The organism is Vibrio sp. 1CM7H, from assembly GCF_023161645.1.
In the GTDB taxonomy this organism is placed as follows: Bacteria; Pseudomonadota; Gammaproteobacteria; order Enterobacterales; family Vibrionaceae; genus Vibrio; species Vibrio diabolicus.
Genome location: NZ_JALNTV010000001.1, coordinates 481,255 through 493,378 on the forward strand (window position 1 = coordinate 481,255; position 12,124 = coordinate 493,378).

Consider the following 12,124-nt stretch of genomic DNA (forward strand, 5'->3'; position numbering starts at 1 on the left):
AGAAAAGCTTAACGGCTGATCGGCTGGTGAAGTACGACGGTAGTATCAAGCCTTTGAATCCCGTTAAATGACTCAATTTCGTTACAAAGATGATGAATAGACTGCAGATCGGGCGCTTCAATTAGGGCAATAATATCAAAGTTGCCACCAACAACGCTTGTTAAGCGAACCTCAGGGATTTCTTTAAGCGCATTTGTTACATCATTTTTCTTACCCTTTTCACAAGATATCAATAGATAGCTTGCGGCTTTGCGCCCTTCGTTTTCTACACGAATTTGTGCGGTATAGCCTTTGATAATACCGGTCTTTTCTAAACGATTAATCCTTTCTGCTACTGCTGTACGAGACAAACCAATGTTTCGAGATAGATTCGCAATAGACTCACGCCCGTTTGACAATAGACTTGAAAGTATTTTTCGATCTAATTTATCTAAACCTTGTAAAGTCATGTTTGAAATCATGTGTTCTGCCTATTTTGTTTTTATATTGTTATTTAATCGACTCTGGGAGCGTAAAGTTATATAGCTCAGCAAGAGTGAATGGGTTTTTCTGCGTCAATGGAGTGATGCGTAAGCTTAAGTCCCTCCCTGACACTTTTATGTCACTGACAAAGCTGCCGTTATGAGTGTTTGTCAAGGTCGAGTCACCTAGCAATCTGTATATCGCCCATTGACCACTCTTATTTAAAACGTGCTGTCTACCTTCGTCGGTTACATCCTGGAGTGTGATACTAATATTGAAGTCACCATTTTGCGGTGGCCAGGCCATTTCACGAATTCGGCTTGGACCGTGGTAGTAACTCATATTGGTATCCGCAATTTTTAAACTGGCTCTAATTGCACTAGAGTCAAGGTCGAGTACTCTTGCACTAAACGGAATATGAACTCGGTTGGTGCTTTTATTAATTAATGTATCTCGAATGACATTATAGTTGCGTAGTTGCACTAGCAGAGCTGGAGAGATTGGCATCGTCTCACCATCTACCTGCTTTGGCGTCCACAAGTTCGTATCGTAGAACGGTGCAAAGTTTTTCTGAATAAATGTGTCTAACAAGCCACCTGAAGCAAATAGCAATTCGAAATCTTCAATTGAGATTTCCTCGGTCGCTGTTAGGTCAAATGGATATTTCCCCAATCCAATCTCTTTAAACTTGGTATAAATTTCACTGTACCACTGAGTTTGGATGCCTTTTGCGGACTCTGTAATCATTACTGACCAGCTTTGCTGAACCACATCTAGTAACCAGCTGCGAACGGGTTCTGGTGATTTTTGTGCAATCTGTTTAAGCTTGATTAATGGGTCCGCCTCAGTACTGTTCATTCGATGCTGTGCTGCTGCTAGCGCCGCCATTTGTGGATCTGGCGCGTCGGCGATGTCTTTCATGTAGGTGCGAACACGACTCAACGCTGCAACGGTCTCATCCCAAGGAGTAGGGGAGTTTGGTGTCTCACTCACTTGAAGCTGGTTTAATAGGTGAAAGGCTTGCTCAACACGTTGCATTAGCAAGTAATCAGGTTTTACCACTTCTTCTACGGCATCTGATGCAGAATCTGCTGCTGCCGCGAGTTTCGGGTCAAGTTTTGAAATTAGAGCGCTTTTTTCGCCAACGGGTGAAAATTGTGTGTTGGCATAGACCTGCTTCAATACCGTTGTCATTGGTGAAGAAGGGCCAGAGATTAAGTCTATCGCGTTGGTCAGGTCACCAACGTTGTCATAGTTTTGGACTTTGAGCTCACTCAGCGCATTACGCCAGTTATTGATGTAGTCATCAGTATATTTTTTTCGCACTTCTTCTTTAAAGGCTTCTTGCTCTTCGTTGGTAGGAATGACATGTTGCGATAGACCTAGAACCCAGTTGTCGCTGATTACTCGTTGTGACATTAAGTCCACGCGTGGTCGATAAAAGGTGCTAAAACCTGTGGAGGTATAGATCTTATCGACGATTAAGCGTTTGCTATCGATTGGCGTGTTAAATACATTGCTAAACTCAAAACCGACGGCTCGTTGCAGATCTAATGTTCCTAAATCAATAGAGCTTGCTTCGTTTAAAATGCCTGCATACACGAGGTCGACATTCGAATTTGCAAGTAATGAGCGACGTGTTGCACGAACAAGATCCATGTTGATATCGATTGGAGCAAATTGTGTGCGAAAGTAGGCGTCTAAGTAGCGCATGGCCTGATCAACGACGTCACTTTGGTTACTCAAATCACTCATCATTTGGAGTGTTTGATGACGTAAAAAACGGATATCACGCTTAGATGGATCGTTAAGCATTAAATACCCCTTCAATAGAGGTAAAGCGCGCGTGAAAGCGTTTTGATTTTGTGCCAATTGTAGCCGGTAACCTTTCTCAATCAGAGGTATTAGCTGCTGAGCGACTTCCTTAAGTAACGCTTCGTAGGCAATGCGAGTGCTTTGATCCAAACGGCTAATATTGAGTGGTAATATTTCCTCATCTAAAGCCTTAGAACCTTTAAGCCATGCCCCATAAGACGGTTCTATCGCTTTGGTTGCATTTTCTAAAAGCTCACTAAATCTTGCATCGTGCTCTGCTTGTGATTTGTCATCAATACTTAGTAGTTGATTCATCACATGTAAATTACTGTCTAACGTAGTTGCAAAAAAGTAACCACCGCCAGCAAGCAGAATAATGGAGCCGAGTATGGCTAAACGGCTTTGTCTCTGAATTAGACGAAGATACGTCTTGTTTTCTCCCGCAAAATCGCTTTCAGGCAATATTTGCGAATCAATCAGAAAGCGAGAAAAATACGGTGTTTCCGTCAACTGGGTATGCTCAGAGGCGATAATTGGTAAGTTGAAGTAGTTACTACAACTTTTTGCTAGTAAATTGTATTTACGACCGCCTTGTAAACTTGAGCTAAAGAAAATTTCACGGATATCTAGCGAATAAACACCGTTGTTAACATCACACAGACGCTCTAGAACATAGCTGACTTCAGACTGACATAGCTCAAACTGCTTAGGGAAAGCGAGAATTGCCTGTTTCTCGTCGATATCTGTTGAGTTAGCTGATGCATCTAGCGCGTTACTTTCAAGCACTTTAACTAGATTTCGGTAGCTATCACGGTAGTATTCTGAAAAAACACCTTTGGCCTCTTTCAGCGGGATAGAAAGGAACTCTACACGTGTCTTAAGAGAGCTAAAGTGCATGTATTCTTTAAATCCATCTAACTTGTCTAGCTTCGACATAATTAGATAAATGGGTAATGCTGACGACGTTTTAGAGTTGATAGTGCTCAAGCGCCCCAATAACGACGAAATAGTGTACTCTTTTTGTTCTGGCTCAGAGACGATCATGAACTCGAAGTCGATGAAGAATAAACAGCCAGAAAATGGTTTTCTAGGTCGGTGGCGAATCACTTCTTCGATGAATGTATTCCATAAAGAAGCATCACTGCTTGATATTTCTTGAAACACTAAGCGTTGGTCAGGTTTGATGTATACAGCGCTGTCAGATTCGTACCATTCAAAAAAATCATTCTTAGCGGTTCTCGTGCGATCCATTGGTTTAATTGCACTAGAATTAAATAAAAATTGACGTCGCCCTGACCCTTTATTACCAAGCATCAGATAAATTGGTTTCTTCCCTGAGTTAGCAAGAAGAGGTTGGATAACCATAGAAAGAGCTTCTTCCTCAGTTTCCAAATTTTGAGCTTTAGCGCTGTTCTTTTTTTTCAACCATAGTGTGAATTGAAAAGTGACGTAGAAAATGGCGATAACACCAAGGCTCAGCCAAAGATACAGTTTATCTGCATCTTTTAGAAAAAGAAGATAAATAGCGGTAATGGTTATCGCCACTAAAAGCGTTAATATAGTAGAAATCACAACTGGATTTCTAAACAGTTTTTGTTTGAACATAAGCCTAAAACTTCTTTAATTGTATTGTTATTTATTGTCAGTTTTTTCAGCTTGTAGCTGACTCAATTTATATAGGTAGATGTTCAGTAAAAGGGTTGCGCGGTCAATTTCCTTTTGCTGTGAATACTTTTCAGCGTATTCAATACGACCTAGAAGCGGGAATAGTGAGTTACTATATTCGTACGCCGTTTTAGAGTTCTTATCTACATTCTGTCTAGCTACGTTGGCAAACACCGTTCTTGCGTCTGAAAATCGCTTATACACATCCATAAACTGGTCTTCTAAATGGGCGCTCTGTGTCAAAAAGTTTTGACGTAACTGCTGGGCAGAAGATGAATCTGGATAGATTGCGATTAATTCATTGGTCAAGCTATCGAGCTCGCTGACGTTACTTACTTTGGCCGAGTCTAAAAACCAGTTATTCATCATAATATCTACGCGATTAATAGTTGGTGTTTTCAGTGACTGGGCATATTTTTTATTTTCGTAATCTAACGAGGCGACCAACTTTACAAGTTCATTAAGTGAAGCTTGACTAATTTTTTGCTCCAGCGTTCGATAGCGTTGTTGTTCGTACACAAAATGTGAACATATCGCCGTAACAATCAAGCCAATGATGAAGTAGATCATAAATCGGCCGGACTTTGTTGGGGTCGTTTTTTCACTGTTATTGAGGTGGGATGGCGAGTCCGGGGCAGGAGAGGGAGATACATTCACTTTAATTTCAGGTGTTGCCTGTGCGGAAGCAGCAGCGTTAGTATTTGCTTGTTTTTTCTCGCGTAACTCTATGGCATGTTGTTGTTCTTTTATCTGTTCAGCCCATTGATTTAAGATACGACGAATACGACCAAATGAAGGCGCTTGAATACCGTAATGAAGGCGAAGCTCTTCCTCTATTCTTAAACACAACTGGTGCGCAGCTTCAATCAGTGGAAGTTCTTCCGGCAACGCACGGTGCTTATTAATACGTTTTTCAGTATGCTCCACCATCCATTCAATTGCGCTCATTCGTGCTTTTGACTTTGAATGTTCAGGGTATGCGGTGTTCCAATAGACGACACACACATCAAGCAATGAATTTAACCCTTCAACAAGGCCTCTTAGACCATCGTTATATGTTGATGCGACCGTGAAGTAGCAGCAACAACGCAAGTCTTTTGCGTGAGTGCTCAAGATTTTTTTTGAGAGTGTTTGAACCGTTTTCCAAGAGACTCTTCCGGTGACTTTATTAAGATTATTTATTTGACGTTTTATTTCGTCAAAGTCTTCAGAGCCATTAGGGTTAGAGCCGCTTGGGTTATTTTCATCGATTGGTCTTCGAGCGAAGTCGCTAAAAAACATAAGGCAAATTCCAACTGATCATATAGAAGTATTAAGGTATATAGGACTCCACTGCTGTTATATTAAATTGTAAGCAGTGCATTACCGAAGTGATTCTATAGATAAAAGAAGTTGTTTAGATAATAAAAACACTTAAAAAATAAATTAAATTATCCTTAGTGTGATCTTTGTTCATAATATTAATGTCAATAGTTCGATTTGTTTTTAAGGAGAGCCTTATATATGACGAAGTCGATCTTTTGAGTTAATAAATGTAATTAAATTGTTAATTTTGTCTGTTTTTTGTTCGTTTGTGTTCTTTAAATTAGCCCTCTTAAATTGGTGATAGAGCCTTCTTAATTTTTATTTAATTAAATTGGTTTACAGGCTCATTGCTTTAACTCAGTTCGGTCCATTAGTTTTTGTTTGTAGGTAAAATAACCAACCCTGTAGTTGAAATGTATTAAGTTATAGGTGTTTTTTTAGGCTTATTGAAAAAGAGAATATAATTGATATCTTTCGCCTCTAAGTAGAATATCGGTTTTCCTAGAGGGACGAAATGCTAAAACCAAGTCAAATCGGGCTGATTTCAGCCATGTGTCTATTTTCTTCTTTTGCAGTCGCAAAGGGAGAGCGTTATGGACTCTCTGCCAGTATGTTGACTATCGATAGCATTAATTACGAAGAAGGTAACAGTGGTGAACAAGACACTCTGAGGTTTGGCTTGGTTCATTCTCGCCCTATTGATGAAAATAATAACCGTTGGCGCTGGTGGTTAGGGCTTAACTACCTAGCAGAAGATATCGAAGCGCCAGCTAGCGGTCTATATCAAGAAGTAACTAACTATGAACTTCGTGTTGTACCGCAATATGCGCTGGCTTCTTGGAGCGTTTTCACACCGTACGTAGGTGCTGGTTTATCTGCAGGCTACTCACAATATTCAAACCGTTGGCAAGTTGACCCAGAAGGTTACCGCTATAAGAGTGTCGAGGACATCGATCAGTTCGAGCTGGGTGCAGTTATCGCCGTTGGTACGGTCATTAAGCTAGGTAGTAACCCAGATGCTCATATACAAATCATTCCTCAAGCCTCTTATATTCTCCCAGTTATCAATGATGGGATAGGTGGGCTTGAACTGTCTGTTTCTATGCTATTTTGAGGTATATAGATGCACTCAAATCAGCTAGTTCTATTTGTTTCTAAATGCCCAGAGGAATATACAGGTGTCAAGCACATTGAAATGCCCGAGAGTGGTGGTTCAATGGGGCGTTCACCAAGTTGTAGTGTGTCTTTAACCGATCACAACCGTTTTATATCAGGCACTCATTGCCTGATCAGTGTGTATGGAGATACCTACTATATTAGTGACGTATCCACTAATGGCACTTTGGTTAACGGAAACAAAATACTAAAAAATCAACCTGTTGCGATAGTCGATGGCGATATTATTTCTTTAGGACAATATGAAATTGGCGTTTCTCTGGAGCATGTTACCTCGACACAAGACATTGCCGCTGATATAGCCCCTGAGCGAGTATCCAATGATCCTTTGGTTAGCCTCGGAGACGCAGTTGTCGAAGAAGAAGAAAAAGTAGGCGCTTTAGAAGATTTGTTTATGGAGACTAAACAGGATGACATTGATTGTCATGATCCTGTTGCGCACCTTAACTTTTCAATGCAGCGAGATGATGATTATTTAATTCGTGACGATGAGCATCCAGAACCTGAACAGCCTAAAACGGTGGAAAGCACACGTCAGGTGATCGATGACAGTTTCAGCATATACTCCGAGTTCGATCAGCCAAGCCTCATCCCTGAAGATTGGATGGCTACGGAGACCAAGAGTAACGCATCAATAAAGGGTTCGTTAGGGGTAGAGAACGGTACGCCATATAGAGAAGATATTGTCTCAGAAGAGACGGTTCAACCCCAAACGACGATTCTAGATAGGGCAGTTCAAAGACAGCATCATGCACCTAACTCCACCGAGACGATCGTCGAACATACTGCTAAAGGCTCAAAATGGGAAGAGATGACACAGTCATTTACTCCCTCTTCTCAAGCTAATCAGCAACTGCAAATGCCTGCTGCAGAACCTACGATAAACAGTACGACTAAAGAGCAAGCGGGAATCGAAGCAACCGCCTGTTCTCAAGATATAGCACAAGCGTTTTTTGATGGTTTGGGTATAAGAAATCCTGAGCTAATGACGAATGAAGCTCAGTTGTTCAAACAAATGGGCACTTGTTTGCGCTTATGTATTGATAACCTACAGAAAGAATTACACGAAGTAGAGTCCTTGAAAGAAGAGCAGAGTACGAGTGAGTCTAACTCTAACATTGCGGAGCTGATGCTGACTCTCAATAGCCAACATCTACTGGCTCCAAATGAACTGGTAGAACAAATGCTTGATGAGTTGAATGACCACCAAGTCATGTTTAACAAAGCGCTGAATGAGCTCATTTTAGAACAATCAGAGACGAACGATCCCGTTGCATTTGCTAACAAAGTGGCGAGTCAATCTTTGTTCTCAACGAAGTCAAAACTGTGGGGCGAATATTTAGATTTCTACTCTAATAATCGTCGCCTGCTCAACGAAACATCCTTAAAAGGGCTGATTAAGAAAAACTATAACAAAGTGATTAAGGGAAACCATGCGTAGTATCGCCGTATTACTCGGATTTGCCATGTTGTCCGGTTGTTCCATGTGGGATCAATTTAAAGAGTCGACGGGTATCACACCAGAAACTTCGTCCATTGAATTGGTTATTGAGGCGTCACCTGTACTCAATGTGAGAGATGGGGGGCAGTCATCTCCGGTCATTCTCCGCCTTCACGAATTAAATTCGCCAGTTTTATTCCGAAGCTTAGATTTTTTTGCGCTGTTTGAAAACGATAAAGCGTCGTTGGGTGATGAGTACATCAAACGTTATGAATATCAAATACAGCCAGGTGGAAAAGTTCATGAAATGCTAACGCTAGACCCTGACACTCGTGCCGTCGGTTTTTCTGTGGCCTTTCGTGATATTGATGGTTCGTCATGGCGTAAAGTTGAAGTCATTGAAGAGAAGAGCGAGTACTACATCAAGCTCAAGTTAGAAGGCAGTGAGTTAATTTCTGATAATACTCGCGGCATTGAACAGGTTTACTTTTAAGGGATAGAAACATGTCTTTATACAATCCAGTTGTTTGGCAAGATGGAATGTTCATGAAGCCGCAGCATTTTCAACAACTCGATCGTTCGCAAAGTAAACTGTCGAGTATGTTGAGCAACAACGCGTCTCCTTTACATTGGGGGATTAAGCGTTTGGAAATTAATTCACAACTGCTAGCCCTCGGTAAAATTGGTATTACGCGTGCAGAAGGCATCCTACAGGACCGTACGCCATTTGAGCTTCCACTGCTCGCTGAACTACCAGAAGTGAAAGATGTGGATCCTTCGATTGCCGATAAAGTGGTTTATTTGTGCTGTCCGTTACCATCGGAACGTTCTGAGTTATTTGGCACTAAAAAAGACGGTGCACGTTATACGATGGAATCTCAAGAAGCGGTTGATGCTTGTTATGATTCGGAAGACATGGCAAATATCGTTGTCGGTAAGCTTAACTTTTGCTTAATGTACGACCATGAAGATAAAAGTGCTTACACGTCTATTCCGATCCTCAAGATCTCGGAAGTGAAGCCAGATGGCAGCGTGATCTTAGATGATAGTTTCATTCCTACCTGTATTGATATTCACGCATCTACGGTACTTAATAAGTTCGCGACGGAGTTTGCTTCTATGCTCAAGCACCGCGCAGAATCCATAGTTCAGCGACTGGGAGTGGTGGATCAACAAGGCGTATCATCAGTTTCTGACTTTATGCTATTGCAAGCGCTCAATAGATACGAACCCTTGTTTTGGCATTTTGCAAACACAGAAGCTGTACACCCTGAGTCTTTGTATCGAATTCTTCTTCAGGCAGAGGGCGAGCTTTCGACGCTGTGCTCGACGACACGCCGACCTATTGAGTTTACTAAATACAATCATGGTGATCTTACTAGCTGTCTTTCTCGCGTTCTAGACAGTGCGAAAATGACATTGAGCGTGATGTCTGAACAAAGAGCAATTCCACTGACCTTAAAAGATCAGAACTATGGCATCAGAACGGCAGCGATCCCTGACAATAAGATCATTGATACGACGACCTTTATTCTTGCAGTTAAAGCCGACGTTACCTTGGATGTCCTGCATACGCAGTTTGTCAGCCAAACGAAGATCGGCTCAATCGATAACATTCGCGACTTGATTAACCTTCAACTGCCTGGGATTGAGATCAAACCAATGCCAGTTGTGCCACGCGCGCTGCCGTATCACGCTGGCTATACCTATTTCGAGCTCGATAAAACGGGCGAAGAGTGGATGGCATTGAAGAACACTGCTGCGATTGCGATTCACGTTGCGGGCGATTTCGCTAACTTATCATTGCAACTTTGGGCCGTTCGTCTATGAGTTACGCAGAAACAGACGTCACCGTAGTCTTATTCCAACCAGAGCCTGGCAAACCAATGGAGGTAATGCCAGCGCCTGACTTATCGAGAAACATCGCAGTACAAGATCTATCTATCGACAACATGGGCATTAACCCGCTGGTAGATCAATTCTCATGGTTGATCGCCAGTCTGTCTTGCATGTCTTCGATCCCTTGGCTTGATGACCCGATGCCGTTTCGTGAACAAGTGGCACGTGAGATTCGAAAAGGTGAACGAAAACTTAATGAAATGGAGCTCGATCGTGCTTCGGTTCTTGTTATTCGTTACTGTTTGTGTGCGGCGATTGATGAATCTGTTTGTCGGCAAGAATGGGGGGCAAATAGTCACTGGAGCCAGAACAGCTTACTGTCTGAATTCCATAACGAAACCTCTGGTGGTGACAAGTTTTTCGTTATTCTCGACCGCTTAAAAGCCGACCCTCGCAAATACCGTCACGTTATAGAGTTTCTCTATTTATTGCTTCAACTTGGTTTCCAAGGCAAGTACGGCCGTGAAGAGCGTGGTAACGAAAAGTTAGCGGAAATTGGCAGCACCATTTATCGATTAGTGCGAGATGACCGCCTAGCAGAACAAGAAAAAGTTTCTTTAATCAACCTTAAAGCTAAATACCTAAAGAAGCCGTTAAAAAGGGTAATTTCACCCAAGCTGATCTTGAGTCTTAGTGCGATTACGTTTGCGCTTATGTATGCGGCAACCTACATCGTCATAGACTTAAAATTCCAGCAACTGCTTGAAGTGTATAGATAACCAGAAATCTAAAAATGAGATCTTCTGCCAGTTTTAAGGTTTGCTGTGAATGTCACTGGTCTTTTAGTGAAATTCACTAGTCATTTAGAGAGATTGCAATGTGCGATCTCTTTTATCATTCAATCAATAAAATTCAAATGGATTGGTTATGGGCGTAACAGTTGGTGCGAATGGACTTTCGATAGTTCATAAAGGCTCAGGTGGTGAAGCGAATGCAACGCTCCCAGATGTTTGTTTAACTAAGGTCGGCAAGCCAGTCGTTCCTATCCCTTATGGCAACAATGCTAAATCAGCAGACCTTGCTGGTGGGACTACGACGGTCTCTATGGATGGCGGTAACAGTGTTGCTATCAAGGGCAGTACGTTCTCAAAAAGTACCGGCGATGCGGGCGGTGACAGAAAAGGCGTTGCCTCAGGCACGATAGAAGCCGAAGCAAAATTTATTTCAGCTTCACCAACGGTTAAATTTGAGGGCAAAGGCGTATGTCGCCTGTCCGATCAAATGACCATGAACAAAGCCAACACCATGTGCTTGGGCGGTGCACAAAACCCATCGGTTTCTGTTACAGAAGAGCAGGAAGGGACGTATACGGTTGACTTATACCTCTCATACTCAGACGGTGAACCCGTTCAAGGCGCAACATACACTCTCACAGATCAATCTGGCGCAGTGTTTGAAGGAACTCTCGACAACAACGGTAAAGCATCTGTTGGTGGCGTTGCTCCGGGTGAGTTTGCCATAGAGTACGGCGAGGACAGCCGAGACTTTATGCCGAATGTTCCAACTAAGACCAATCCGAACTTTAATCCTAGTGCTAACGCTCAACTGATCATTGAAGAAACAAAGAAAGGCGAAGTTGGTTTCTGGGAAAATGCTTGGACGCGAATGTCTGGTGCTGCAAGCTGGGTTTGGGGCGTCATTCTTGGTGACTTTAACGATGATGCCTCCGTAGAACAGATCATTGCCAATACGGCCCTGACCATGATTCCTGTTGTCGATCAAGCAGCAGATGTCCGCGATTTATCAGCGAACATTATGACGTTGTTGAATGAGGAAGAACGTGAAAAGTCGGAAAACTGGCTGGCTCTTTCATTAACGCTTATCGGTTGTGTCCCGACATTTGGTAGTGCAGTCAAAGGTACGTGTAAAGTAGCCCTTAAAGGCGGAAAAGGAACATCAAAAGATACTTTACTGGCTGTTTTAAGAGGCATGGGTAAAGGCGATCCAGAGAAGTTCTTGCGCACGTTAGATTGGATGGATTATGCAAAACAAACCAGCCAGATTGTTAGTGATGTTTTAAAACCTTGTATTGAAGTGGCAACCGAGTTGGCTTCATACGCAAACAGAATGGGCGCGGATGAGCTCGGTGCGTATTTCTTGAAGCTAGCGGATGAGGTAAAAATCATCGACAAGATGGTACCCGACAAACTAAAAGAAGCGATGGGCGAGTTTGATGATCTTTTTGCTCGTATCCTAGGCAAGGGCGAAAAAACTTACCCAGCGAAAGTAAAACATAATACCGGCGAGTCTGCACAGTCAGGAAAGAATTCTGCAAAGGCGAATGAGAAAAAGGGTAGCGAAGAGTTTCATTGCCCAGTTTGCGGGAAGAAACCTGAAAAGTGCGATGCTTATTAAGCGATG

General features: G+C 42.4%; 9 protein-coding genes. 6 read left to right on the forward strand and 3 right to left on the reverse strand.

The features are described 5' to 3' along the window. Window positions 1-8 precede the first annotated feature (8 nt). From MSG33_RS02080 to MSG33_RS02090, 3 genes are read right to left on the reverse strand one after another with little or no spacing between them, the layout of a single operon-like run. Complete coding sequence (locus MSG33_RS02080) at window positions 9-461, reverse strand: Lrp/AsnC family transcriptional regulator (RefSeq protein WP_005373369.1); 453 nt, start codon at window positions 459-461, stop codon at window positions 9-11. A 28-nt stretch (window positions 462-489) separates the two neighbouring features. Further along, window positions 490-3,882 (reverse strand): type VI secretion system membrane subunit TssM, encoded by a 3,393-nt coding sequence (gene tssM / locus MSG33_RS02085; RefSeq protein ID WP_248379650.1) that lies wholly within the window; start codon window positions 3,880-3,882, stop codon window positions 490-492. Between the two features lie 27 nt (window positions 3,883-3,909). Beyond that, a complete protein-coding gene (locus tag MSG33_RS02090; RefSeq protein ID WP_109169817.1) occupies window positions 3,910-5,223 on the reverse strand; it encodes a type VI secretion system ImpA family N-terminal domain-containing protein in 1,314 nt (437 codons plus the stop codon). 538 nt (window positions 5,224-5,761) lie between these two features. On the opposite strand from MSG33_RS02090, the gene MSG33_RS02095 reads away from it, so the two are divergent. The 6 genes from MSG33_RS02095 (at window position 5,762) to MSG33_RS02120 (ending at window position 12,118) form a co-directional block, all read left to right on the forward strand. Beyond that, window positions 5,762-6,361 (forward strand): hypothetical protein, encoded by a 600-nt coding sequence (locus MSG33_RS02095; RefSeq protein ID WP_005392629.1) that lies wholly within the window; start codon window positions 5,762-5,764, stop codon window positions 6,359-6,361. Between the two features lie 9 nt (window positions 6,362-6,370). Beyond that, window positions 6,371-7,864: an FHA domain-containing protein gene (locus tag MSG33_RS02100; RefSeq protein WP_248379652.1), complete on the forward strand. Its 1,494-nt coding sequence runs from the start codon at window positions 6,371-6,373 to the stop codon at window positions 7,862-7,864. Next, entirely contained in the window at window positions 7,857-8,357 is a 501-nt protein-coding gene (gene tssJ / locus MSG33_RS02105) for a type VI secretion system lipoprotein TssJ (RefSeq protein ID WP_005392625.1), read from the forward strand. The genes MSG33_RS02100 and tssJ overlap by 8 nt, the downstream gene beginning before the upstream one ends. 11 nt (window positions 8,358-8,368) lie before the next feature. Further along, a complete protein-coding gene (gene tssK, locus MSG33_RS02110) occupies window positions 8,369-9,694 on the forward strand; it encodes a type VI secretion system baseplate subunit TssK (RefSeq protein ID WP_006741084.1) in 1,326 nt (441 codons plus the stop codon). Next, window positions 9,691-10,482: a type IVB secretion system protein IcmH/DotU gene (gene icmH, locus MSG33_RS02115; protein WP_006741083.1), complete on the forward strand. Its 792-nt coding sequence runs from the start codon at window positions 9,691-9,693 to the stop codon at window positions 10,480-10,482. The genes tssK and icmH overlap by 4 nt, the downstream gene beginning before the upstream one ends. Window positions 10,483-10,630: 148 nt before the next feature. Further along, a complete protein-coding gene (locus MSG33_RS02120; RefSeq protein WP_203342634.1) occupies window positions 10,631-12,118 on the forward strand; it encodes a PAAR-like domain-containing protein in 1,488 nt (495 codons plus the stop codon). The last annotated feature ends 6 nt before the right edge of the window (window positions 12,119-12,124 follow it).